At 37.6% G+C, this 26,227-nt stretch carries 23 protein-coding genes; 10 read left to right on the top strand and 13 right to left on the bottom strand.

Going from position 1 to position 26,227, the window contains the following annotated elements; genetic code table 11:
• Nucleotides 1–32 precede the first annotated feature (32 nt).
• The 9 genes from C1726_RS23975 to C1726_RS23935 form a co-directional block, all read right to left on the bottom strand.
• Nucleotides 33–1,402, bottom strand: a protein-coding gene (locus C1726_RS23975) for an IS3 family transposase (protein WP_102271266.1) whose coding sequence is annotated in 2 segments (ribosomal slippage) — nt 33–937 and nt 937–1,402 — 1,371 coding nt in all. Because the reading frame shifts where the segments join, the coding sequence is not laid out codon by codon here.
• A gap of 71 nt (nt 1,403–1,473) precedes the next feature.
• Entirely contained in the window at nt 1,474–3,174 is a 1,701-nt protein-coding gene (locus C1726_RS23970; protein ID WP_102275457.1) for a putative ABC transporter permease subunit, read from the bottom strand.
• Nucleotides 3,171–3,959, bottom strand: a complete 789-nt coding sequence (locus C1726_RS23965) for an ABC transporter ATP-binding protein (RefSeq protein WP_102275456.1) — start codon at nt 3,957–3,959, stop codon at nt 3,171–3,173. Before C1726_RS23965 ends, C1726_RS23970 begins: the two co-directional genes overlap by 4 nt.
• 136 nt (nt 3,960–4,095) lie before the next feature.
• Nucleotides 4,096–4,989 (bottom strand): NapH/MauN family ferredoxin-type protein, encoded by an 894-nt coding sequence (locus C1726_RS23960; protein ID WP_102275455.1) that lies wholly within the window; start codon nt 4,987–4,989, stop codon nt 4,096–4,098.
• Between the two features lie 11 nt (nt 4,990–5,000).
• Nucleotides 5,001–5,558: a 4Fe-4S dicluster domain-containing protein gene (locus C1726_RS23955; RefSeq protein WP_102275454.1), complete on the bottom strand. Its 558-nt coding sequence runs from the start codon at nt 5,556–5,558 to the stop codon at nt 5,001–5,003.
• A complete protein-coding gene (locus tag C1726_RS23950; protein ID WP_216629081.1) occupies nt 5,555–5,815 on the bottom strand; it encodes a chaperone NapD in 261 nt (86 codons plus the stop codon). Before C1726_RS23950 ends, C1726_RS23955 begins: the two co-directional genes overlap by 4 nt.
• A gap of 87 nt (nt 5,816–5,902) precedes the next feature.
• Nucleotides 5,903–6,313: a nitrate reductase cytochrome c-type subunit gene (locus C1726_RS23945; protein ID WP_102275452.1), complete on the bottom strand. Its 411-nt coding sequence runs from the start codon at nt 6,311–6,313 to the stop codon at nt 5,903–5,905.
• A gap of 17 nt (nt 6,314–6,330) precedes the next feature.
• Nucleotides 6,331–8,871, bottom strand: coding sequence for a nitrate reductase catalytic subunit NapA (gene napA, locus C1726_RS23940; protein WP_102275451.1), 2,541 nt, complete (start codon nt 8,869–8,871; stop codon nt 6,331–6,333).
• Between the two features lie 113 nt (nt 8,872–8,984).
• Nucleotides 8,985–9,581: a 4Fe-4S dicluster domain-containing protein gene (locus C1726_RS23935; RefSeq protein WP_102275450.1), complete on the bottom strand. Its 597-nt coding sequence runs from the start codon at nt 9,579–9,581 to the stop codon at nt 8,985–8,987.
• 395 nt (nt 9,582–9,976) lie between these two features.
• On the opposite strand from C1726_RS23935, the gene C1726_RS23930 reads away from it, so the two are divergent.
• The 3 genes from C1726_RS23930 to C1726_RS23920 all read left to right on the top strand — a co-directional run bounded on the left by C1726_RS23930 (nt 9,977) and on the right by C1726_RS23920 (nt 13,445).
• Nucleotides 9,977–11,461, top strand: a complete 1,485-nt coding sequence (locus C1726_RS23930) for an aldehyde dehydrogenase family protein (RefSeq protein WP_102275449.1) — start codon at nt 9,977–9,979, stop codon at nt 11,459–11,461.
• Between the two features lie 228 nt (nt 11,462–11,689).
• On the top strand, nt 11,690–12,289 hold the full coding sequence (locus tag C1726_RS23925) for an SCO family protein (RefSeq protein WP_102275448.1): 600 nt from the start codon (nt 11,690–11,692) through the stop codon (nt 12,287–12,289).
• Nucleotides 12,290–12,428: 139 nt separating this feature from the next.
• Complete coding sequence (locus tag C1726_RS23920) at nt 12,429–13,445, top strand: DUF3231 family protein (protein WP_102275447.1); 1,017 nt, start codon at nt 12,429–12,431, stop codon at nt 13,443–13,445.
• 336 nt (nt 13,446–13,781) lie between these two features.
• Here C1726_RS23920 and C1726_RS23915 read toward each other — a convergent pair whose 3' ends face one another.
• Nucleotides 13,782–16,148 carry a penicillin acylase family protein gene (locus C1726_RS23915; protein ID WP_102275446.1) on the bottom strand — a complete coding sequence of 789 codons (2,367 nt, stop codon included), beginning with the start codon at nt 16,146–16,148 and terminating at the stop codon, nt 13,782–13,784.
• 231 nt (nt 16,149–16,379) lie between these two features.
• On the opposite strand from C1726_RS23915, the gene C1726_RS23910 reads away from it, so the two are divergent.
• Nucleotides 16,380–17,999, top strand: coding sequence for an ABC-F family ATP-binding cassette domain-containing protein (locus C1726_RS23910; protein ID WP_102275445.1), 1,620 nt, complete (start codon nt 16,380–16,382; stop codon nt 17,997–17,999).
• A 52-nt stretch (nt 18,000–18,051) separates the two neighbouring features.
• Here the strand turns inward: C1726_RS23910 and C1726_RS23905 are convergent, their stop codons facing one another.
• Nucleotides 18,052–18,189, bottom strand: coding sequence for a YuzL family protein (locus C1726_RS23905; protein ID WP_102275444.1), 138 nt, complete (start codon nt 18,187–18,189; stop codon nt 18,052–18,054).
• 115 nt (nt 18,190–18,304) lie between these two features.
• Here C1726_RS23905 and C1726_RS23900 point away from each other — a divergent pair, with 115 nt between their 5' ends.
• Nucleotides 18,305–18,547 (top strand): YkuS family protein, encoded by a 243-nt coding sequence (locus C1726_RS23900; protein WP_180968289.1) that lies wholly within the window; start codon nt 18,305–18,307, stop codon nt 18,545–18,547.
• A gap of 224 nt (nt 18,548–18,771) precedes the next feature.
• Here C1726_RS23900 and C1726_RS23895 read toward each other — a convergent pair whose 3' ends face one another.
• Nucleotides 18,772–19,728: a substrate-binding domain-containing protein gene (locus C1726_RS23895; protein ID WP_102275442.1), complete on the bottom strand. Its 957-nt coding sequence runs from the start codon at nt 19,726–19,728 to the stop codon at nt 18,772–18,774.
• A 95-nt stretch (nt 19,729–19,823) separates the two neighbouring features.
• Here C1726_RS23895 and modA point away from each other — a divergent pair, with 95 nt between their 5' ends.
• The 3 genes from modA (at nt 19,824) to C1726_RS23880 (ending at nt 21,849) form a co-directional block, all read left to right on the top strand.
• Nucleotides 19,824–20,639 carry a molybdate ABC transporter substrate-binding protein gene (modA, locus tag C1726_RS23890; protein ID WP_102275441.1) on the top strand — a complete coding sequence of 272 codons (816 nt, stop codon included), beginning with the start codon at nt 19,824–19,826 and terminating at the stop codon, nt 20,637–20,639.
• A gap of 5 nt (nt 20,640–20,644) precedes the next feature.
• Nucleotides 20,645–21,298, top strand: a complete 654-nt coding sequence (gene modB, locus C1726_RS23885; RefSeq protein WP_102275440.1) for a molybdate ABC transporter permease subunit — start codon at nt 20,645–20,647, stop codon at nt 21,296–21,298.
• Between the two features lie 98 nt (nt 21,299–21,396).
• Entirely contained in the window at nt 21,397–21,849 is a 453-nt protein-coding gene (locus C1726_RS23880; RefSeq protein WP_102275439.1) for a cupredoxin domain-containing protein, read from the top strand.
• Between the two features lie 38 nt (nt 21,850–21,887).
• On the opposite strand, the gene safA is transcribed toward C1726_RS23880, so the two are convergent.
• Complete coding sequence (gene safA, locus C1726_RS23875; protein ID WP_102275438.1) at nt 21,888–22,514, bottom strand: SafA/ExsA family spore coat assembly protein; 627 nt, start codon at nt 22,512–22,514, stop codon at nt 21,888–21,890.
• A gap of 330 nt (nt 22,515–22,844) precedes the next feature.
• On the opposite strand from safA, the gene pflB reads away from it, so the two are divergent.
• Both pflB and pflA read left to right on the top strand, forming a co-directional pair.
• A complete protein-coding gene (pflB, locus tag C1726_RS23870; protein WP_102275437.1) occupies nt 22,845–25,070 on the top strand; it encodes a formate C-acetyltransferase in 2,226 nt (741 codons plus the stop codon).
• A 363-nt stretch (nt 25,071–25,433) separates the two neighbouring features.
• On the top strand, nt 25,434–26,162 hold the full coding sequence (pflA, locus tag C1726_RS23865; RefSeq protein WP_102275436.1) for a pyruvate formate-lyase-activating protein: 729 nt from the start codon (nt 25,434–25,436) through the stop codon (nt 26,160–26,162).
• Nucleotides 26,163–26,227: the final 65 nt, after the last annotated feature.

The following is a 26,227-nucleotide window of genomic DNA, read 5'->3' as shown; positions in this document are numbered from 1 at the left end:
TGATCTGACCCAATAAAGTTAGACAAATAATTTTATGCAACTTTTAAGACTTGAGTTCGGTATTCCACCGGACTCAGGTCTTTTAATTTTGCCTTCATTCGTTTGTGATTGTAATAGTGAATATAATCAGCTAATTCCTTTTCAAAATGCTCTATACTGTCAAAATCCTGTAGATAAAGGAGTTCGGACTTTAATAAGCCAAAGAAGTTTTCCATGACTGCATTGTCCAAACAGTTTCCCTTTCGAGACATACTCTGCGTAATTTGGTGCTGTTCTAATGTTTTTTGATATTGTTTCATTTGATAATGCCAGCCTTGATCTGAATGAAGAATCACTTGCTCTCCTGGCTGAAGACGTTCTATTGCTTGGACTAACATTTCTCCGACCAATTTATAAACAGGACGTTTCATGACGTTATAAGCAATGATTTCACCATTACACAAATCAAGTACTGGAGAGAGGTAACGTTTCTCACCGAATAGGTGGAATTCCGTCACATCGGTTACCCATTTTTGATTCACTTTCTCTGCAGAAAAATCACGGTTTAGGATGTTAGGAGCAACTTTTCCCACATTACCTTTATAAGAACGGTACTTTTTCATGCGGACTAAGCATAGTAAGTCCATATCATTCATTAAACGATTGATGGTTTTTTTATCGTGTTTAAACCCTCGTTTCTCTAGTTCTTTCGTGATCCGACGGTGTCCATAACGACCCTTATGTTCATGAAAAATCTCTTTAATACTTTCTTTTACGTTCGCATATTTATCAGGTTGATTTAATTTTTTCTCCCAATAATAATACGTACTACGTGGAATGTCAGCGACTTCAACTAAATCTACAACTTCATACATATGCTTTAGTTCAAAAATTACCTGCGCTTTGATTTTGTTTGTAATTTTTCCTGCATTTGAACTAAAGCGTTCAACTTTTTTAAGTAGGCATTCTCCATTTCTAAACGCTCAATTTTCGCTTGTAGTACTTCTACCGTATCTTCAACTAGTTTTGGTGTTTCTTTCTTTGAATCAATTTTCTTTGTTTCTTTCTTCATAGATGGTCGCCCCTTTTTCTTTGGTTGTAGGGCGTCTAATCCATCTCGATTTAACTTTAATCTCCAATTTCGTATCATTCCAGGAGAAGAAATATTAAATATCGCAGCTGTATCAATAGAAGATGTACCCGTTTCGATCATATAATTTAGTACATCCATTTTAAACTGAGTTGAATAACTTGTATAGCTTTTTAGAAAAGCTTCAATGCCATGTTGTTCGTATAGGCGAATCCATCCACTCAAAATAGTTGGTTTTACCTGAACCTCCCGCGCAATCTCATTGATAGATTCATTCCCATTTAAATACCTTGAAACAATTAGAATCCTTTGTTCTGCAGTAAATTTAGCCATTAAAAAACCCCCATAAATGTTAGTTTGATGTCTAACATTTATGGGGCAGTTCAGATCAGCATGCTTTTAATTTATTTTTTATGAGTAATAAAGTTTATGGTTACACCTTTGTTAATCCTTCGTACGCTTAAATACAAGGTTAAGCAGGCCACTCCAACAGAAATGATTAGAGTAAATATGGTACCTGAAATGGTAAGGAGTGTATTATTTTCCGCTTTCCATTCCAGTATTGTAAAGAACAGTCCCAAAACTCCTGGCGGGTTCTCTCCTTCTTGTAAAATGAAAAGAACATCTGTTGGAATTAATACAATAGCAGATGGCAGAGCAGCAACAAATAAATAGGCACAGGACAAGAACATCAACAGAAACGATACACCGGTTTCAAGACGGTTTTGTGGATTATTTGGATTATACTTGGCTCCAATTGAACCTATCCATAAACCGATTCCTGTAATTCCTAAGGACATGATAGAAATAACAGCAATCCCTGATAGGATTTGAAGAGAATTCCATTTTAATAAAATTCCTCCGAACATTTCTAATATGCAAAGAAAAAGTACAGGGATTAGCCAATTGATCCAAAACTTGCCTAATGCTATTTGCCAGCCTGATAAAGGTAATACCCTTAATAAGTGAATGGAATAGGCTTCCCGAGCAATAGACGATGAGGAAAACCCGCTTGTAAGGAATGTGAACATAAATAAGAAAATACCTTGCACGAGAATCCATGAGATATTTGGGTGTTTTAAAATAAATGAAATACTTTCCTTATCATTAAAGATAGTCAGAAATGGAAAAATCATAAAGAAAAGGACAGGAAGAAAATTGATCCATTCCCGCATGTCTCGATGAATCGCCTTCCACTCCTTGATGCCTATAGCAATGATTGGATTAGAAAGTTTTACTTTTATCTTCTTGCCTTTTCGTTTCTTTTTTGGCCGATTTCCTTCATTCATCCGAATCCATCCTGTTCGAAATCCCTTTTCAACAAGGACGGACGATAGATAAAGCATTAGAGCTGAAAGCAGGGCGAGTAAAGTTAGCGGCAATATAAATTCAAAAGAACCTGCAATTGCTTCAATTAGACTCCTCCCACCCCATTCCATCGGAAGCCAGTTAGGCACCTGAGGCAAATCATAAAAGACATCTGATTGAGCATCATTATTATTCAAAATATTTGGCAGCTGAAATAAAACATAGCCAAACATTCCAGCTATAGCACTCATAGCAGCCATTAATTCTTTTGCTCGATGAACGGGAATTAATTGAATAAGTACTAGATTCAGCAAATAGGAGATGCTCATACCAATTAACGTGATGAATAAGGCAACGATATAAGCAATAGGAAAAAAGAGTATGCTTGACTTACTGCCTATTCCGAATACAGTTAAAATGATTGTTGAAATAAATAATAATATCCCTGGAACACCAATGAAGCTTTGCAGAAATTTTACCCAATAAATGCTTGAAGTTTTAATAGGCAATGTAAAAAGAAATGCCAAGTCATTCGTTCCATACAAATTTTTAAAAACTTGAGGAACACCAAATAGGATATTGAAGGCTAGCAATACTGAAAAACCAAAAGCGAACATAGGACCAATTGATTCTTGAGGCAACGTCATGGCTATCGCAAAAGCTGCAATACTAAAAAAAACTGTTACAATTAATGCCCCAATCGAAGCAAATACAATAGCAATTTTGGTGCTGTCAGGAGCAGTACGAATTTGTTTCTTTCCCAGCTTCCAGAATAGAAGCAGGAGTTTCTTTATCATTTCTCCACCTTCTCTTTATCACCTTCGAGTTCTTGAATAAGATGTATCGTGTCGGTATCACCGGTCAATTCAAGGAAAAGATCTTCTAGCGATGACTGAGTCTTGCCTTCTTTCAGCTCTTCCATCGTTCCAATAGCAATGATCTCACCGTTTTTTATGATGCCCACACGATCACACATTTGTTCTGCAATTTCTAGAATATGTGTTGACATAAACACTGTCATTCCCTGTTTGCATAACGACTGCAGGAGGTTTTTTAATGTCTTTGCTCCTTTTGGATCAAGACCGACAGTTGGTTCATCTAGAAACAGGACATCTGGCTGATGAATGAAGGCACCACATAAGTTGATTTTTTGTTTCATACCATGCGAGTACGATTCGATTAATTCATCTGCACGATCAGCCAATTGAAATAAAGACAAATATTTTTCCATTCTTTCCTCGAAAATTTGCTGTTCAATTTCATAGACACTGCCGATAAATCTCAAAAACTCTCTTCCTGATAGCTTGGGATATAAAATAGGATGGTCAGGAATATAAGCCATTTTCTTTTTTGCTTCAATTGGCTTTTTCCAAATATCTGTTCCAGCAATTTTAATATCCCCTGTGCTTGGTTCAAGGAGCCCAGTCATCATTTTTATCGTAGTCGTCTTTCCTGCTCCATTTGGTCCAAGGAAACAAAACAATTCTCCTTCTTTTATTTCTAAATGAACATTTTTTACAGCATGAAATGTTCCATACCTTTTTGATAGATTCGTAACTTTAATGGAAAGTGGTGTTTCCAATTTATGCACCCCATTTATTTTCTAGTATCATTACAATACCATACATACGACGCATTTGGAAAATGGACCCTTAATTACAAATTATTAGTATACAAAAAAACAGAGAAACCCATTTGGCTTCCTCTGTTAAATGTGCTCATTTATCAATATTATACCATTTTGCTATTCTATCATTCTCCTCCTTTTCCATTTCCATCCTCAAATCCTCTTTATTACGAGACATCGGAAGCTGTGCAGTAATTTTTAATGCATCAAATGGACAATGGTCAACACAAGCTCCACAGAGGCTGCAATCACCAGATACAACAAATTTACTCTCTCGGAAAATACCTGGTTCTAATATAACGGGATCTGCAAAGCAGACTGAGCGGCATTTATCACAGCCAACACATGCATCATGGTCAAACTTCACATTGAAAATTCCTGCTTTTCCGAAAGATTGATAAAAACCTCCTAATGGACAGAAATATCGGCACCACCCACGTTTAGAAATTAGGAGTTCAAATAAGACAATGGCTATTATGATCCAAATACCTATTCCGAAACTAAATAAGGCATTCCTCATTGTAAATCCAATAGGGGAAAATAATTCAAATACTGGAACACCAACAAGAAATGATAAAAGCAATACAGCAGAAGCTATATATTTTTTTGTATGCCGATTGTACGTTCTATCTGGAACCTTTATAAACCTTCTCAATTTTCCGGTAAACTCTAAAATTGTATTAACAGGACAGATCCAGCTGCAAAATGTTCTCCCTCTTATAATTAAATAAAACACAAAAATAATCATCGCTCCTGATATGTAAGCTAAATGGATCTCCTTCGAAGCCAACATTACTTGTAATGCAGCAAAGGGATCAGATAGCACAATCCCTATAAAAGTGGAGGAGCTAAGAGAACCAAAGAAAAAATTATCGCCCTCAACTGCAACCAAAAGAAGTGGGGAGAAAAAAAGAGCAATAATGAGGAATTGGATAATTCTTCTGGCAATTGTCCATTTTCTTTCTGGAAATATCTTATTTCTCATTTTGCTCCTCCCTAACCTAATGTTTGAATGCAAATTCCTTTTCGTTCAGAGATGCAGTTTGCCACACAAATTCCGCACCCTGTACAAGTTTCATTTATCACCTTAGGTATCCCATTCATCGATTTAAGTGCTCCTTCAACTGGACAGGAACGAACACAATAATCACACATTACCTCTTGAAATGCTAGGCAGCGATTAGTTAAAATCACTGCCTTTCCAATCGACGGCTCTTCAAGTAAACCGATCATGCTTAGAGCATTTGCTTGGCATACTTCAACACATTCCATGCAAAAAGTGCATGGGCTCTCATTAGGATTTAAATATGGAGTATTTAGAAGTTTAGCTCCATCAGATAAAGTAAATAGTTTAATAATACCCTCTGGGCAGCAATCTCTACATTTCCCGCATCTCGTGCAGGATGTTAGAAACTCCAGCTCATTAAGGGCACCAGGAGGTCTGAAAAAATCTCTTTCCTGCTCTATTTGTGTACATAGAAAATTAGCTAAAAAACCAACAGTAGACTCCAAATTAATGGATAAAAATTGCCTTCTGTTTATTCGTTCACTCATCTGGGAACACCTGCTTTTTGATAAGCAGGTTCCTCTTCAAAATTACTGTAGGCTAAACAAATTGTAAGTATTCCTTCAATGGGTTTGAAGGATTCAGCAATTTCATAGCTTCTATTAATTGATTCGGCTTCAATCGTAAGAATAATTTTGTAATCCTCCTCTATATGATGGACTTCAACTCCATTTATTTCACCTAATAGTGCAGCTGCTTTATTGGCTCTGCCCGGAATCGTTTCAATAAAAATGCCTGATATCACCATAAAATCCCCGGCTTTCCTGGAAAATTTGTTTATTCCTCTAATCTATAATCATTTTTAAGTGAATGGTTTGTTTGGTTTGATCTATTATTCTTCATTAAACGCAGATTTACTATCATTTTGTGTGGCATGGCATTGCTGGCAATTATCCCTAAAGATGGTTCCTTTTGTGTCCTCATCATAATAGTGATTAGCTGGAGGAGTTGGTGCCCCAGTCTCTGGAACGGCATGACATGTCATACAGCTTTCATGATGAATTTCAGGATTCCAGCGATCAATATGATCCCCAGGCTGCATGGGTGGAGCACCAAGGAGCACCATCGTTGCTGAGGCCTCCCTTTCTTCCCCTTCCAGTTGTGGGATGGATACCGTTTCTTTAATATTGGGTGTTTGTTCATCTGTTGCTGCTGTTTGTGAAGTGGATAATTTTGTTGCACCTATTGCGATCGAAACGATTAACATAAATGCGACAACAAATAATACTTCTCTGCTTTTCATGTATTTCCCCCCAATCCTTATGCCTTAACAATTTTAACTGCACATTTTTTATAATCTGGCTGTTTTGAAATCGGACAATAGCAATCTAGTGTGACAAGATTGATTAATGTTTCCTCAGCAAAGAATGGCACGTATATGAGTCCCTTAGGGGGATTTCCTCTTCCTTTCGTTGTTGCTTTTACTTGCACTTCACCTCGCCTTGATACTACCTTGATCATATCACCATTTTGAATGCCTAATGCTTTGGCGTCCTCAGGATGAACTTCACAGAATGCTTCTGGTACGGCCCGATGAAGTTCAGGCACACGCCGTGTCATTGAGCCGCTGTGCCAATGTTCAAGAACACGTCCAGTACATAGCCAGAATGGGTACTCAGCATCTGGTATTTCCGCGGCATCTTCAAATGGACGGAAAATGACACTTGGACGGTGATCGTCTGATTTATAAAAATCAATATCTTTATATTTTCCTACCGTTCCAAATTCTTCAACACCGTATTGGTCATAGCCTTCTTCCTGTTTTCCGTGGACATACCGCCAATTTGTTTCTACCCACTTCCCATTTACCTCACGGACAGGCCAGCAAATGCCATGCTGTTTGAAATATTCCTCGTATGGAGCCATCTGCTTTGCCTTCAATTTAAGTTTTTTTCCAAGTTCCTGAATTTCTTTGTTTTTACTTTCATGAGGGTTTGTAAAGGATCGATATTCTGCCCATAGACGGCTATTTACTTCATGGCCATCTTCTAGCAAGTCATTTTTTTCGTAATCCCATACATTTCCAAATAAAATATCAAAAGCAGGCTTGTTCCCAATCTTTTTGCCTTCTAGTACACGTTTGGCTACTTGCACAAGTGTCCATATATCCCATTTTGCTTCCCCTGGAGGTTCAGTGCATTTTTCAAAAACAGATGTCCGTCTTTCTGCATTGCCAAACTGGCCTTCCCTTTCTACCCACATAGCAGCGGGGAATACAACGTCTGCTAATTCTGTCGATCTAGTAGGGTATACTTCGGAAACAACGATAAATCCATCAAGAACGCCCTTGCCGTCTGGATCATTCCCGCGAAAACGGTTGAGCTTAGGCATCGTTTGCCCCCAGTTATTGGACATGCTCCATAGGAATTTGACATTTCCTTTTCCTAATTCCCTAAACATTTTAACCGTATGGAAACCTGGTTTTTCTATTGGGTCAAGGTAGCCGGCTGGCAGGTTCCATATCAATTCTGTATATCTCCTATGCTCTGGGTTGTTTACGACCATATCTGAAGGGAGTCTGTGTGAGAATACGCCAACTTCTCTAGCTGTACCACAGGCACTAGGCTGACCAGTCAATGAAAATGGTCCGTTGCCTGGCTTGCTGATTTTTCCAGTTAATAAATGAATATTATAGACAAGATTATTTATCCAAGTGCCTCGCGTATGCTGATTCATCCCCATTGTCCAAAGAGACATAATTTTTTTATCAGGATCTCCAAATTCTTTCGCAAGTGTTTCTATATCCGCAGCTGGAACTCCGGAAATTTCGGCCGCTTTTTCAAATGTATAAGTGCTCACACTCTGTTTATATTCTTCAAAGGATATATTCCAAACTTTATCCGCATCTTTTCCATCCGTTACATCATAATCATCTTTAAAAGAATGACCAAGATTTTCTGTTCCTGCCTTGAATTGAAGATGTTCATCTATGAATTTTTGATCATATTTTTTATTTACAATGAGATAGTTTGCAATGGCATTTGCGATTGCTAAATCTGATTGCGGTCTAAATACTAAAACAGAATCTGCAACTTCAGAAGTCCGAGAATGTCTAGTTGTTATGTCATAGAGTTTTACGCCCGGATTTGCTAGCTTCCTAGCTGTTAAACGAGAAAACAGTACTGGATGCATTTCAGCCATATTTGCACCCCATGTAACAAAAACATCTGCTTCATCTAAATCTTTATAGGAGCCCATCGGTTCGTCCGATTGGAAAGTAGACATAAACCCAGTAACTGCACTGGCCATACAAAGTCTTGCATTCGGATCAATATTATTATTTAATAAACCAGCTTTCCAAAGTTTAACAGATACATAGCCATCCATGATTGTCTGCTGGCCAGAGCCCCAGAATGCAATCGATTTTGGATCCTTTTCATAGTTTTCCTTTAAATTCTTGGCTACCAGGTCAAGTGCTTCTTCCCAGGAAGCTTCTCTAAAGCCCTCCATTGTACCTTTTTTTGATTTGTCTTCACGTATTAATGGTTTTGTCAGCCGATCTTTGCCGAATAAGATTTTTCCTACATAAAAACCTTTAATGCAGTTAAGTCCTCTGCTTGAACGGTTATCTGGGTCACCCTTAGTGGCTACAACTTTTCCATCCTTTATACCAACTAAAACACCGCATCCTGTACCGCAGAATCGACAAACAGTCGATTTCCATTCATCTGGTTCTGTTGATTCTCCTGCTATCGCCACTTCTGTTCCTGCTGGTTTTGCCTCCTTCTTTTTACAGCCAGCAACAGCCATTGTCATGGAGATTGCAGTTGCTTTAAGCAAGGTTCTTCTAGTTAATTCCATAGCTTACTTTCCTCCCTTTTAAATGAAGAGACTTTATCTATCTATTTAAAGTGGCTTAATTTTGTTGAGCAGTTTGTATCTAATTTATGTGCTCCTGCCACTAAAAACCGCTACTAAAATAACTCTTTTATTCCTCGTGGTTTCACTCTTATTGCAACTGGATTATCTATGACACATCTTTCTTCGCAGATCCCACAGCCGACACATTTTTCAGGGTCGATAATAGGTGCAAAGACGGCGTGTGTTGGGTCATCAGGTTTTACATAAATATTTAATTTAATTGCTTCGTCTATTAAGGGACATTCACGATAGCATACTTCGCACCTCATACCTTTGTAAGCAATACAATGCTCCGTATCAATAACAGCTGTGCCCATTTCCACATCGTATACGTTATTAATTCCTGTTAGGGCGTCTGTCGGACAAACATTCACACAAGGATAGTCATCACAAAGACGGCATGGATTATCTCTTGCATCGATATAAGGAGTTCCAATCCCAAAGCCTAAGTTTTCCTTTCCCATTTTGATAGAGTCATAGGGACATGCTTGATTACACTTCCCGCATCTAACGCAGAGTGCTAGAAATTCATCTTCATCAATAGCTCCTGGGGGGCGCAGAACAGTTTTATTTCCAGACTTCATCATCCCGAGAAGTTCATATGCTGCTAACCCGCCAATCAATATTTTAATTAGTCTCGTACCTTTCATTCCGTTGCCCCCCTTTTGAAAACAGGTCTTTTAAACTATTAAAAAAATACTTATCCTTATCGTATTCTTTACCTAAACGTAGTTCTGTGACATATTCCTCAAATCACAGAATGTTCGAAAATCAGTAAAGTGGCATTAATTCAGGCTTTTCGTATCAGACATGAAAAGTGTTCACCTATAGTTCAAACTACTGCCATTTTTCTGCCATATTTACACAGATTGAATATAACCTTTCGTAAAAAGAACTGTCGATTAATGTCAGAATATTTGTTTAATTATTCATTGATTATCAATTTTTCATAGTGTTAACATAGTATTGTAAGCGTTCACAAGGGCATTCTTCTTAAACTAGCAGCATGAAATACATAGATTACTATTTTCAAAGGAGGAATATGATGAGTCAATTAACAGTGAGTTTAAAGGAAAAGGTAGAAAAATTTCTCAGCGGAAAAAAGCATCTATATATCAATGGAGAATTTGTTGAAAGCAAGTCTCAAAAAACATTTGAAACATATAATCCTGCTACAGGAGAAGTGCTAGCAAACGTATTCGAGGCTGGACCTGAGGATATCGATCTTGCTGTGAAAGCTGCAAGAAAGGCGTTTGATGAAGGACCTTGGTCTAAGATGAGTGCAGCTAAAAGAAGCAGACTTATGTATAAGCTTGCGGATTTAATGGAAGAAAATAGTGCAGAATTAGCCCAATTAGAAACATTAGATAATGGGAAGCCTATTCGTGAAACAACAAATGCAGATATTCCGCTTGCGGTTGAGCATATGCGTTATTATGCTGGCTGGTCAACAAAAATTGTAGGTCAAACGATTCCTGTTAGCGGACCATTTTTCAACTATACACGCCATGAAGCAGTAGGTGTTGTAGGGCAAATTATTCCATGGAATTTCCCTCTTTTAATGGCAATGTGGAAATTAGGTGCAGCTCTAGCCACCGGATGCACAGTTGTATTGAAGCCAGCAGAGCAAACACCGCTTTCTGCTTTATACTTGGCAGAATTAATTGAAGAAGCTGGTTTCCCTCCTGGTGTTGTGAATATTGTACCTGGATTTGGCGAAACAGCCGGTCAGCCTTTGGTTGATCACCCACTAGTGGATAAAATTGCATTTACTGGATCTACTGAAGTGGGCAAAATGATTATGGAGAGAGCATCTAAAACATTAAAGAGAGTGACCCTTGAATTAGGAGGAAAATCTCCTAATATCATTCTTCCAGATGCTGATTTAACAAAGGCGATACCTGGTGCATTAAATGGAGTCATGTTTAATCAAGGGCAAGTATGCTGTGCTGGATCTCGTGTATTTATCCAAAAGAAGCAATTTGATAATGTCGTTGCGGATATGGTTAGTCACGCGAAGAATATTAAGCAAGGCGCTGGGATTCATGCAGATACTGAAATTGGACCGCTCGTGTCCACTGAACAGCAAAGTCGAGTACTAGGTTATATTGAAAAGGGTGTTAGTGAAGGTGCACAGCTTCTTGTTGGCGGTGAAAAGCCTCAGGAGCAAGGATATTTTGTTTCCCCTACTATTTTTGCTGATGTTCGGGATGAAATGACGATTGCAAAAGAAGAAATTTTTGGCCCTGTCATTTCTGCATTGCCTTATGAGGATTTAGATGAATTGATTAATCGTGCAAATAACAGTGAGTATGGTTTAGCTGCTGGTGTTTGGACACGTGATATTGCTAATGCCCATTACGTTGCAAGCAAGCTTCGTGCAGGTACCGTATGGGTGAACTGCTATAATGCATTTGATGCTGCTTCTCCATTTGGCGGATATAAACAATCAGGCATGGGCCGTGAAATGGGATCATATGCACTAAATAACTACACTGAAGTGAAAAGTGTTTGGATTTCTATGAAATAAATGATTGGATAAAGAAAAAAGGAACTTGACAGTTCCTTTTTTCTTTTGATAACCTTTCTTGAACTCAATCAAGCCTGCTTTCATTCTCCCCACCCTCCCTGGATATGATAAAAAAACGGAAAAAGTTTAAAATCTTTATTGAAAACCTATGATTGATATCACATGTTCACAGATTATCCATATGATTTTCAGTTAGTTTTCATTATCCTTATAAAGGGAGGGTTAATAATGAAAAAAATATATATCATTTGCTCAATTGCTGTTGTAATTGGAATTACTGCCGGTATTTCTTTTTTTGTCATTCGTGACATGACCTCAAAGATTCCAGAAAATATTTCTCTTGTCACAATGCATAATGAGGAGTATGACTTTTCTAATTCAGACAAAAAGTTAAAACTAGTTGAATTTATGTACACACATTGCCCAGATATTTGTCCGACAACAACTCAAAGAATGAACCTGTTGAAAAATGATTTATCTGCTGAAGGTGTTTTTGGGAAGAATGTTGAATTTTTATCAATTAGTATTGATCCATACAGAGACACACCTGAAGAAATGATGAACTATATGAAAACCTTTGACATCGAGGATGATGGCAATTGGACGTTATTAACTGGGGATCAAGATAATATTAAGCAAGATCAAAAGGAAATTCGAGAATTAGCAGAGTCCTTTCAATTTCAATATCGTGATCCAGGTGACGGCTTCTATGTTCATAGTACATTTGTGTTCTTGCTTGATGAGAATAATAAATTTATTAAAAAGTTTCCAATGGGAGAAGATTTTAATAAGGATGATGTATTTAAAAAGATCATGAAGGAAATTTAAAAAAGACCTTCAAAGCGAGGGAAGAAAATCATTATTTTTCTTCCCTCGCTTTTTTACTTTGCATTTATTTAAACAATGATAATGATTTGCATGCTTTAGTAATAAATCGGTAAAAATACTGAAAAAGGAGGAAGATGAATTGGGTGAAAAAGCTGAGGTTGTCAAATTAACTTGTGCAGAAATTTCAAGCTTATGGGGTACATTTTTAAATGATAGCATGGTTATATGTGTGATAACTCATTTTTTGGAAACGGTTGAAGATTCGGAAGTAAAGCAGATGCTAGAAGAAACCTTACAGATTGCTAAAAACCATAAAGATACAATTGAAGATATTTTTCTTAATGAAAAGATTGTTGTGCCACAAGGCTTTCCGATAGAAAAGCATGTTACGCCTAATGCACCAAGGCTTTTTTCTGATATTTTTTATTTACAATTTGTACTGCAGTTAGCTAGATTTGGCGTCACCTCTCATACCTCTGCTATTACACTGTCTGCAAGAGAAGATATTTGTCAGATGTACCGTGACTTCATGGGACATACTTCTCAATTATATCAGCATGTGGTTCATTGTATGCAATCCAAGGGTGTATTTGTTCGGATGCCTTTTATGACCTATCCGGAAGCGGTAGATTTTGTCGATGAAAAGAAATTTTTAACAGGCTGGTTTGGGCGCCGTCGAGCATTGTTAGGAATGGAAGCAACACATTTAATTATGAATGCGATTAATAATGAAATAGGCAAAGCAACTTGTGTTGGTTTTTCACAAGTTGCGACAGATCAAGTGGTGCGTGACTATTTTCTGCGTGGGAAACATGTATGTACACACCTTTTGAGTTCCATACATGATGTACTTGAAGAAAGTGACGTACCGACTGCTATGTCTTGGGATCAAAATGTAACAAATTCGACGAACACACCTTTTTCAGATCAACTCATGCTTTATATCGTAGGTACACTATCCAATCTTGGTGTAGCTGCCTATGGGGTTGGAATTTCTGCAAGTATGCGCAGAGATATCGTTTCAATGTATCTTGGTTTTATGTCTAAAGCTGGGGCATATGGTGAAGATGGGATGAATCTAATGATTGAGCGGAATTGGCTGGAACAGCCTCCGCAATTTGAAGACCGTGAAAAATTAGCTAAAAGGAAAAACTAAGCATGAAAAAGGCTGCCGCTAAAATCCACTTTTTTAACTTTAGAGACAGCCTTTTTTAACCTAATTTGTTGACGTAGTTAGTCTTTTGTTTTGTGGTAGTGCAATCAGCATTTTTGATCTTGGTTTTGTAAAACTTACGTTAATACCTGCTTTTTTTAAACGGTTTACTAATTCGACGAGCTGTTTTTTGGCCACAATAAAAACTCCTTTTTTATCCTGCCTGTATGGATTAATTGTACATGAAAAATATGAAAAAATTATGAACAATAGGTTGCTTTTTTAAAATTATTATCTAAGGATTTTGGCATATTTCACAAATTATTCAAAGTTTATTCTTTATGGATTAAGTGTCAGTTTTTCACCTTTTATATCAGTTAGATAAGTTTCATGATACTCACCTTCAACCCATGCCTTCATCTGGTTGTGATACCACTGGCTTAATGGATGTTCTGATTGACCGGGACCTACTAGATGATAGCCTATGTTCATCTCTGCTGTATCGATGACAAATCTCCACGAGCCTCCGTGATTAACGGTGCCATCCTCTTTATTTGCTGCTGCTTGTACAGTTACAGAACTTCCCCCTACTGGAATACTGCCTTCTTTATTAAATAAATAGTTTAATGGTTTGACACTTGATAATGAATGCGGGAAGTAAATTTGATGGTATTCCCCCCACTTCCATTTAGCAGGCGTGCTTCCTTGAAGCTTCTCACCTTCCTTTAACGCCATCTGTAAGGCTTCATGCAATACATTAGAAAGTCCGCCTTTTTCTTCTATCCATGACCCTTCATTGCCTTTTGCGGCTCTTCTAATTAATTCATCCACTGCTTGTTTTTGCCCTTTGAATAATCCTCTCATTTCCGTTGAGATTTCATCTTGAAAAAGCACATCCGAAATCTTCTTCATCCAAAGATTAAAAATTAATGGTGCTGCTTCATCTTTTCTATCCTGATAATTCCAATCTTTTAAAATAGCAAGAGCTTCTTTCTCTTTTCCTTTTAATGAAGCATCCAGTTTATCAATAAAAATTGGAACAAACTCTTCTGCCTGTAAGTTTTTCTGATCCATCTGCAGGGTCATCATATCTTCCGAGGTGAGTTTTTCATTTGTCTTTAGGAATTCCTGAATCCTCATTTGCCGATACGGCTGTGCCCAATCATTGCTAATATGGTATGGATAGCTTTCATCTATGACTTTATTGTTTGCTGTTGAAATGAATCCTTCCTCTGGATTAACTGTTTTTGGAAGCTCATCATAAGGTACATAGCCTTCCCATCCGTATTCATCCGTCCATCCTGGAACAGGAAGCAGCCCTTGCCCTTGTTTACGTATAGGAATTTTGCCGTTTGCTTTATAAGCAATGGTTCCATCATTGGAGGCAAAGACAAAATTTTGAGCAGGTGTATGGAATAGCTCAAGAGCTTTTTCAAATTGTTCCCAATTAGCAGCTTTGTTCATTTCGATAATTGCCTCCAATTCAATAGAAGGCTCAAGAGCTGTCCATTGCAGAGATAGAACATCTTCCTTTCCGCTTTCTTCTGCAAATTCAGAAATAACTGGTCCATGACGGGTTATTGTTACTTCATAGTCAATTGTTTTCTTATCTTTTACCTTAATGGGCTCGTTCACTATTGTAGCTTCTACCCATTTGTCATTATAAAGAAACTCTTTTGGATTCTCTGGATTTCTTTTTTCGATATAAAGGTCCTGGACATCAGGCCCAGTATTTGTTACCCCCCAAGCCACTTGCTCATTATGACCTAAAATAATTCCTGGAATTCCCGCAAAAATAACCCCGCTTACATTCATTTCTGGTGACTGCAAACGCATTTGATACCAAATTGAAGGTGTACTTAGCGATAAATGTGGATCATCTGCTAATAATGGTTTACCGGAAGCTGTTTTCTCACCGCTGACTACCCAGTTGTTGCTTCCGTTGAATTCTGGCGGAATAATTGCTGATGCAAGACTTTTTTCAATATCAAGCTTATCTGAGCCAATAATATATGGGGCATCTGATGGGTAAGACGGAAAAAGATCGTATGCTTTTTCCTCTGAAAAATTCTGCAGCAAATAATATCTAAATGCTTGGTTTTCCCAATGGCCCCCCAGATCATAAGCCATATACTTTCCGATCGTTAATGAATCTATAGGCTTCCATTCCTCTGGCTGATAGCCTAAGAGCTTGAAGCCAATTGGCCATTTCCCATTTTCCTCAAGTTCTTTCATGTAGATATTTACTCCTTCTGCAAACCATCCCAATATTTCTTTCGCATCATTTGAATATTGACTATAGGAGGCTTCTGCAGCACGTCTTAAACCAAGTGTACGAAAGTACTTATCATTTTCGACAGTTGCCTCCCCAATGACCTCACTTAACCTTCCAGAAGCTTGGCGGCGGCTTAAATCCATTTGAAAGAGTCGGTCCTGTGCTTGAATATACCCTTGCGCAATGTATAAATCCCGTTCATTCTTTGCGAGAATATGCGGTACTCCACTGTCATCCCTTGTTACTTGAACTGACGATGAAATAGATCCGATATTGATTTCACCTTTTGTTACTGGAAGTGATCGTGAAATATATAAATATAATGAAATGGCTGCAATCACAATGATTGAAGCTAGGATAGCTACTGACCAAAGGGAGATTTTTTTCCAATTGGCTTTTCGCTTTGTTTGTCTATTCTGTATGACTTCCATTTTTCTTTACTTCCTCCTTCTATTCTGTAGACCATAATTTATTTTCTTACTATAATTCGATATTTTCATGACACTTCCTTCTAGTTATCAAAAATTTCTGATTTTTTATTCATTATCATTAGTTAATAAAGATCCATTAGTTCTTAATTAATACATATCAATAATATTCGCGAATCAAAGAGGAAAATGTTATACTTTAAAGGATTATGTTTTTTGGAGGAATATAAATAGATGATAACGGTTAGTAATGTAGGTCTTCGCTATGGCGATCGTAAGCTGTTTGAAGATGTGAATATTAAATTTACTCCCGGCAACTGCTACGGCTTAATCGGAGCAAATGGTGCGGGGAAATCAACCTTCTTGAAAATCTTGTCAGGGGAAATTGAAGCACAAACTGGTAATGTTCAGCTTGGACCTGGTGAGCGTATGGCTGTGCTAAAACAGAACCACTTCGAGTACGAGGATTATGAAGTATTAAAGGTTGTAATTATGGGTCATACTCGTCTGTATGAGGTCATGCAGGAAAAAGATGCCATCTATATGAAAGCAGATTTTACCGATGAAGATGGAATGAAAGCAGCAGAGCTTGAGGGAGAATTTGCTGAGCTTAACGGTTGGGAAGCAGAATCTGAAGCGGCTATTCTTCTAAAAGGTCTAGGCATTGGTGAAGATCTTCATGACAAAAAAATGGCTGACTTATCTGGTTCTGAAAAAGTGAAAGTATTGCTTGCACAAGCTTTATTTGGCAAGCCAGACGTTCTCCTATTGGATGAGCCGACTAACCATTTAGATATTAAAGCCATCCAATGGCTTGAAGAATTCTTAATCAATTTTGAGAACACAGTTATTGTTGTTTCCCATGACCGTCATTTCTTGAATAAAGTATGTACACATATTGCTGATCTAGATTATGGAAAAATTCAAATCTATGTTGGAAACTATGATTTCTGGTACGAATCCAGCCAGCTTGCTTCAAGAATGGCGCAAGATGCGAATAAGAAAAAGGAAGAGAAAATTAAAGAGCTCCAAGCGTTCATTGCTCGCTTTAGTGCAAATGCATCAAAATCAAAGCAAGCGACATCTCGTAAAAAGCTTCTTGATAAAATCTCACTTGATGATATAAAGCCTTCTTCTCGCCGCTATCCTTTTGTAGGCTTTACGCCAGAAAGAGAGATCGGGAATGATTTACTTCGTGTGGAAGGAATTAGTAAAACCATTGATGGAGTAAAAGTACTAGATAATATTAGCTTCATTATGAATAAAGACGATAAAATTGCACTTGTTGGAACGAATGAGATTGCAAAGACTACTTTATTTAAAATTATTGCTGGGGAGTTAGAAGCAGATAGCGGTTCATTTAAATGGGGAGTTACAACATCTCAAGCTTATTTTCCAAAAGACAACTCCAAGTATTTTGAAAACAGTGATTTAAATCTTGTTGATTGGCTTCGTCAATTCTCACCTAATGATCAAAGCGAAAGCTTCCTACGAGGTTTCCTTGGACGTATGCTTTTCTCTGGTGAAGAAGTTTTAAAGAAATCAAGTGTTCTTTCTGGAGGAGAAAAGGTTCGCTGTATGCTATCAAAAATGATGTTAAGCGGAGCAAATGTATTAATGCTTGATGAACCGACGAACCATTTAGACCTTGAGTCGATTACTGCATTAAATAATGGATTAATTAATTTTAAAGGGTCAATGATATTCGCTTCCCATGACCATCAGTTCATTCAAACAGTTGCCAATCGGATTATTGAATTAACACCAAATGGCATGATTGATAAACAAATGACATATGATGAATATTTAGAAAACGGGGATTTGCAAAAGCAAATTGCTGAAATGTATAAATAAGAATATTTTATTTAAAAATGGAAGAAATCGGCGAGATAGCCGATTTCTTCTTTTATATATCCTGTTTCTTCTTCTTATGACGTGCTGAGGATGAGGTGAATCCCCCTGTTTCTATATTCGTTGTCCCCTGCCCTTTTACTTCTGGGGAGCTGAGTCCAGCCTTTGATGGATCCTTTTTACGCTTTCCCAATATGTATCACCTCCCTCCTTACTTTTTGATTCTCTTTTCTTTTTTATACTTAAAAAAATCCAGAATAATTGCGGGAGAGAAAAGGCATTATACAACGTAGGAGGTGTGATTTATTATGAAAAAAATTGCAGTTGAACAATCGTTAACGAACGTTTCAGAAGCTCTTCGTGAAAAAGGATATGATGTCATCGATTTGAAATCGGCTGCTGATGCCGAAGATTGCTCCTGCTGTGTTGTAAGCGGAATAGATTCAAATGTAATGGGTATGCAGGACGTTTCGACAAAAGCCCCGGTTATTGAGGCAAGCGGCTTAACTGCAGATGAGGTTTGTTCACAAGTGGAATCAAGATTACAATAAACAATACAAATTTGCAAGAGCCTTGATACCCCCGACAAGCACAAGACGAGCCTCTCAGAAAGGTGTCCTTTACCTTTCTGGGAGGATTGGCTTGTGACCTCGAGGGGGTAGGCACCGGAGCTAGATGCAGACAACCTGTCACAAAGTTATCCACAATATACAATTTTATAATTCCTCGAACATGAGAAAAGACTAAAGATTTTTCCTCTTTAGTCTTTCAATTTTTAAAAGGTCTCATACATAACATTTCCAGTTTCTGTCATATCGTAATCCCCCATTAAATGTATGTCTTTTTTCATTTCCTCTGAACTCAAAATGTCTTTAATTTTTCGAATGATATCTTTATTCTCTTCCCTTTTTATTAAAACTAGATCATATCGTTCTTTAATTAAAGGAATAAATTCAACTCCAACAATTTTTGCAGCTTTTTCAATCCCAATTCCTATATCTGCTTTTCCCCCGGCAATAGCTGAAGCAATCGTTAAATGACTTGTTTCTTCACTATAATACCCATTTACTTCACATGATTTAATCCCATGTACTCTCAGCTGCTCATCCAATAGGATTCTTGCCCCAGACCCTCTTTCGCGATTAATTATTTTTATATCTTCTCTATTTAAATCAGCCCATCCTTTTATATTTTTCGGATTCCCGTTTTTCACATAGAGCCCAGCCCATCTAGATAAAAAGTTAATAACGATAAACGGATAACCCGTCAGGATTTTTTTTACGTATGGAATATTATATGTGCCAGTATCCCCATCAAACAGATGCAGACTCACTAAATCACATTGATTATTATACATCGATATTAAACTGTTTAAGCTGCCGGAGTAAACACGTAAAGGACGCAAGCTCCCTTCCCCCTTTTCCAGCTGTTTGGCAAGTAAGTCTAATGCTAAGTCTTGCCCGCTTATTACAAAGGATTCTTGCTGGATTTTATGAATATTCTTTTGACTGAGAGGTACTTTTATATTTCCCCCTGTTTTCATCCTTTCTTTATATTCTTCTAAATCCTTCATATCCACTCTCATTTGCCTTCCAACCCGATAAGATGGCAATTCATTTTTTTTTATTAAATCATAAACAGTTAGCTTAGAAACTTTTAATAAAGAAGCAACTTCTTCAATTGTGTATGAAACATCATTATCAGACATAGAATCCATCCAATCATTTTTAATAATGTGATAAATATTACTGTTATAATTAGTTATATCTAATTATAATTAATTATAACTTGTTAAATAAAATTATAAATAGTTAGGATGATTGAAAAATGAAATGTAAAGGTTTAATGGTTATTCTCTTTTTGCTGTTCATGCTGATTATTAGTGGATGCTCAAATAAGCAAACAGATGACCCATCTAAAAAGACAGCAGATTCAGGAAAAGAAGAGACTGTAGAACTCACGATTTCGGCGGCTGCCAGCTTAGAAGATGCAATGAATGAAATGAAGCCCCTTTTTGAAAAGGAAAACAAGAACATTAAGGTTTTCTTTAATTATGGCGGATCTGGATCGCTTCAGAAGCAAATTATTCAAGGTGCCCCTGTTGATCTCTTCTTTTCAGCAGCACAGAATCAGTATAATGAGCTTATATCAAAAGGTCTTATTGAAAAAACAAAAGGGAAAGATCTTCTACAAAATTCGCTTGTCTTAATCATACCAAAAGAATCAGATCATCGGATAAAAGGATTTAAAGATCTGGGAAACTTTGAGGATGGAAAACTGGCGCTTGGTACACCAGAAGCTGTCCCTGCTGGACAATATGGGAAACAAACACTTGAAAATATGAACGTTTGGAAGAAAATAGAGAAAAATCTTGTCTTTGCAAAAGATGTGAGACAAGTGTTAACATATGTAGAAACTGGAAATGTCGATGCAGGGATTGTTTATAAGACAGATGCCTTAACGTCAGACAAAGTTGAAATCGTTGAAGAAGCTAACAGCAATATTCACGATCCAATTGTTTATCCTGTAGGCATTTTGAAAGGAACAAAACATATGCAAGAAGCCGAAGCCTTTTTTCAATTCCTTCAAGAGGAATCCGCTAATAAAATATTTGAAAAATACGGATTTATTGTAACGGATTGAGCGGAATGAATGAAACATTTTTTTCACCCGTACAGCTCTCATTAAAAATTGCCTTTGTTTCGCTTATTATTGTTTTTTTACTTGGAATACTCCTAGCAAAATGGATGGTTAATAAGAAGTTTAAAGGAAAAGTCATCGCTGAAACAATCCTTTTGCTTCCACTAGTGCTTCCGCCAACAGTTATCGGCTTTCTATTAATTGTGATTTTTGGGAATACAAGTCCAGCAGGTAAATGGATCGAGTGGATTTTCGACCAGCCAGTGATGTTTACTTGGTGGGCTGGCGTAATTGCGTCGACAGTTGTTGCATTGCCGCTTATGTATCAGTCTGCAAAAACAGGATTTTCAACGATTGATCCTGCCATAGAAGAAGCTGCAAGAGTAGATGGAGCTGGAGAATGGAAAGTATTTTTTCTAGTAACAATGCCACTTGCCCACCACTCGCTAATAACTGGTGCCATTCTCAGCTTTGCAAGAGCTTTAGGTGAATTCGGTGCTACATTGATGTTTGCCGGAAATATTCCTGGAAAAACACAAACGATGTCTACTGCGATATATATGTCAATTGAATCAGGTAATATGAAGCTTGCGTGGCTTCTTGTCATATCAATGATTTTAATTTCGTTTTTTATGCTGCTTGTTGTCTCCAGATATAAATAGTTTGTTTAAATCAATGAAAATATTATAAAGCAGACAAGTTCTACCCCCCTCCTTGCATATCTATAATAATGGACAACCATTTGTAAGGAGGAGAAAAAATGCCATTTTTTGTGTTGAAAAAAAGCTCCATTATTATGTTTCTTATTTTAATTACTGTTGTTGCATCTGCATCCATTTGGTTAATTTTGAACACAAGTGCAGAAACGGTTTTTAATCAGGAAACGAAGGGTGAAGTTCGTGAAATTCATATGGTTACAGGCGAATTTAAGGCTACATTATCTGACGGCAAAGAAATTGAATCGTATCGCTGGGATCCAGGAACGATTTTTATGGAAAAAGGAGAAAAAGTAAATTTAATGATCTCTGGTATAAATGGGGCAGAGCATCCTTTTTCTATAGAGGGTACAGATATTAAAGGCATAGTGAAAAAAGGCGAAGAAACCGTTGTTCCACTTCAATTTAAAAAAGATGGAGTTTACCGGTTAATTTGCCATACTCACCATGATAAATCACAAAACGGACCAATGATTGCATACATTGTAGTTGATTAAAAGTAAAGCACCGGAAAAAATTCCGGTGCTTTTTTAAATTATCTAGAAATAAACATTTGTGTCCAATAATGACCGTAGGAACCACCTTTTACATAACCGACCCCAATTTCTGTGAAACTGCTGGAAAGTATATTTTTTCTGTGCCCTTCACTGTTCATCCAGGCTTGAACAACTTCTTTTGGAGTAGCCTGTCCAGCTGCAATATTTTCACCAGCCGAACGATATGATATGCCGAAACTCTTCATCATTTGGAATGGTGTTCCATAAGTTGGGGAGTTATGGTCGAAATATTTTCGATCAATCATATCCTGAGACTTGTATCTTGCAACTCTTGCAAGCTCCCAATTTGATTTTAATGGGTTTAATCCGTATTTAGCTCTTTCCTGATTAACAAGCTGTACAACCTGATCTTCTACACTCGTTGTAGCAGCTGATAAAGTTGGAATATTTACTTTTTGCCCCGGGTATATCATGTTAGGGTTAGAAATTTGCGTGTTTGCATTGATAATCTCAGTAACACCTATTTGGTATTTAACAGCAATTTTCCACATGGTATCCCCAGACTGTACAGTGTGTACGGTAGAGGCGCTTGTATGAATAGAAAGTCCAAAGGCTAGAGCGACAGACAACAAAATAGTAAGTGAAATCTTTTTAAATGTTTTCATAATTCTATTAAACCAAAATCTCTATCTCTATTAAACCGGTAAATGCTGGCTATTCATTTTGCTATTTTCATATTAGTACTTTCCTTCTTATTGTAAAGACATTTTTTTATAATGAGAATGAACTTTATATAACAGAGTTTTCATTTTGAGCAACCGTTATAATACAGTTTCAGGAACGAATAACAATTTCCCCTCTTTTAGTTGCTGATATATAAGTGTTCACAATAAAGTCGAAAAGTTTGTGAGGTATTTCACTAATCATCTGTTATACTCAAATTGTAGATATTGCCAGCATCTGTATTACAATTTATTAACCCGAGGTGAATGGAAATGGAACAATGGAAAGGGTTTAAAACTGGAAACTGGGAAAAAGAAGTAAATGTCAGTGATTTTATAATAAACAATTTCACTCTATACCTTGGAGATGAAAATTTTCTTGAAGGACCTACCGGCGCAACGACTTCCCTCTGGGATCAAGTGATGGAACTTACTAAGCAGGAACGAGAAAGTGGCGGAGTCCTTGATATGGATACTGAAATCGTTTCAACAATCACTTCACATGGACCAGGTTATTTAAATAAAGATAAAGAAAAGATTGTTGGCTTCCAGACTGAAAAGCCTTTTAAACGCTCCCTTCAGCCCTTTGGCGGCGTACGGATGGCAATTTCCGCCTGCGAATCCTATGGTTATGAAGCTAGCAAGGAAATGGAAAAGATTTTTACAGATTATAGGAAGACGCATAATCAGGGTGTATTTGACGCCTATACAGATGAAATGAAGCTTGCGCGCAAAGCTGGAATTATTACAGGTTTACCCGATGCTTATGGACGCGGAAGAATTATTGGAGATTATCGAAGAGTTGCACTCTATGGAGTTAATGCACTAATTAAAGCGAAGAAAGAGGATTTAAAAGCAACAAGCCGGGTAATGACAGAAACAAATATAAGGCTTCGCGAAGAGATATCAGAACAAATTCGTGCATTGAATGAATTGAAACAACTCGCATTGATTTATGGTTTTGATATTTCTGAGCCTGCTAGTAATGCAGTTGAAGCATTTCAGTGGCTTTATTTTGCCTACCTTGCTGCAATTAAAGAACAAAATGGTGCAGCGATGAGTCTTGGCCGCGTATCGACATTCCTTGATATTTATTTAGAAAGAGATCTTCGAAACGGTGTGATGACTGAACAAGAAGCTCAAGAACTTGTCGATCATTTTGTGATGAAGCTTCGTCTTGTTAAATTTGCAAGAACACCCGATTACAATGAATTGTTTAGCGGAGATCCAACATGGGTAACGGAATCAATTGGCGGGATGGCATTAGACGGTCGCCCTTTAGTAACGAAAAATTCATTCCGGTTCCTTCATACTTTAAATAACCTTGGTCCTGCACCAGAACCAAATTTAACTGTTCTCTGGTCATCGAAGCTGCCTGAAAACTTTAAGAAATATTGTGCAAAAATGTCCATAGAGACGAGTTCTATTCAATATGAAAATGACGACATTATGCTGCCCGAATTTGGAGATGATTATGGAATTGCCTGCTGTGTCTCAGCAATGAAAATTGGTAAACAAATGCAATTCTTCGGTGCACGGGCTAATTTAGCAAAAGCCCTTCTCTATGCGATAAATGGAGGGAAAGATGAAAAGCTGCATGCTCAAGTCGGACCTGAGTATGCACCGATAACAGGAGAACTCCTTAACTATGAAGATCTGATGAATAAATTCGATCATATGATGGAATGGCTGGCAGATTTATATATTAATACGTTAAATATTATCCATTTCATGCATGACAAATACAGCTATGAAAGAATTGAAATGGCTCTTCATGATTCTGAGGTTATTCGTACAATGGCAACGGGCATTGCGGGACTTAGTGTTGTTGCAGATTCATTAAGTGCAATCAAATATGGACAAGTAACAATCGTTCGTGATGACAATGGTTTAGCAGTTGATTTCATTACGGAAGGCGATTATCCAAAATACGGAAATAATGATGATCGTGTAGATAGCATTGCGGTTGATATTCTTAAACGTTTTATGAAAAAACTGAAAAAACATCAAACCTATCGTGATTCTGTTCATACATTGTCTATTTTAACAATTACGTCCAATGTGGTGTATGGGAAGAAAACGGGAAATACACCTGACGGACGACGTGCGGGTGAACCGTTTGCACCAGGAGCTAACCCAATGCATGGCCGTGATACGAAAGGTACGCTCGCTTCCCTTTCTTCAGTCGCGAAGCTCCCCTATCAATATGCATTGGACGGTGTTTCAAATACTTTTTCGATTGTCCCTAAAGCGTTGGGGAAAGATGATGAAAGCCGTATTCGTAATCTCGTATCTATTCTTGATGGCTACACAATTAAATCCGGGCATCATTTAAACGTGAACGTCTTTAATCGTGACACATTAGTAGATGCAATGGAACATCCAGAACTATACCCGCAATTAACAATTAGAGTATCCGGTTATGCGGTAAACTTTATTAAACTGACAAAAGAGCAGCAGCTGGACGTTATAAATCGTACATTTCACGAGACAATGTAATAAGAAAAGCGGAAGCGCCTTGGTCATCGCCGTACAAACTGGAAGGGCTTCGAATCTAGCTGCGGCTCCTAGCCCCTCGAGGTCATAAGCTGTACTGTTCTGTGGCAAATTACGCCACGCCACAGTCCATCTTATGCTTGTCGGGGCTGAACATTCGCCTCGCATTTTAATGACTAAGATATAGGAAACACGGTTTGCGTGAGCGAACCGATGTTGACTTATCGTAGGGAGAAGACCTGAAGTTTGATAGGCGATAGGCGCTGGAGCTGGACAATAATATAAGCGGAAGTGTTCAAGAAACCAGCATTATTATCGATTTCTTGAACCCTCCTCTCTAACCTCTGGCATGAAAGGAAGATGATCATGATTGGAAACATACATTCAATTGAAACATTTGGAACCGTTGACGGACCAGGTATTCGATATGTTGTATTTACACAGGGCTGTCTGCTCCGCTGCCAATTTTGCCATAATGTCGATACGTGGGAGATAGGCACAGGCAAGCGAATGTCTGTCTCAGAAATCATGTCAGATATAAGGTCCTATCTGCCTTTCATTGAAGCATCTGGTGGTGGCATTACTGTTAGCGGAGGTGAACCGCTGCTGCAAATCCCCTTTCTAATTGAACTCTTTAAAGAATGCAAGAAGGCTGGGATTCATACCGCAATTGATTCATCAGGTGGCTGTTATTCAAACGCACCGTTATTTCAAGAACAATTAAAAGAGTTATTGCAATATACTGACCTCGTTCTACTCGACTTAAAACAAATTGATAAAGAGAAACACAAAAGACTGACTGGTTTAACCAATGATCATATCTTAACGTTTGCTCGTTACTTGTCTGATCATGAGGTACCAGTTTGGATTCGCCATGTACTTGTTCCAACCATTTCAGATGATGAACAGGACTTAAGAAAACTAGGGGAGTTCATCCATTCATTAAATCATGTGCAGAAGGTTGAGGTACTCCCCTACCATAAGCTTGGTGTATACAAATGGGAAGCGCTCGGTCTAGACTATCCTCTAAAAGAAATTGAGCCGCCAAGCGAAGAAAAAACTGCATGGGCACAGCGAATCCTTACAAAAAATTAACTCACTTTTCTTACATGCAGCAACTGACCATTGCTGCATTTTTTGTTTTTCTTCTTCTTTAAATA

It is taken from the genome of Cytobacillus massiliigabonensis, from assembly GCF_900199725.1.
GTDB lineage: Bacteria > Bacillota > Bacilli > Bacillales > Cytobacillaceae > Cytobacillus > Cytobacillus massiliigabonensis.
The sequence above is the reverse complement of the archived record's forward strand: the minus strand, read 5'-3'. Positions and strand labels throughout refer to the sequence as shown.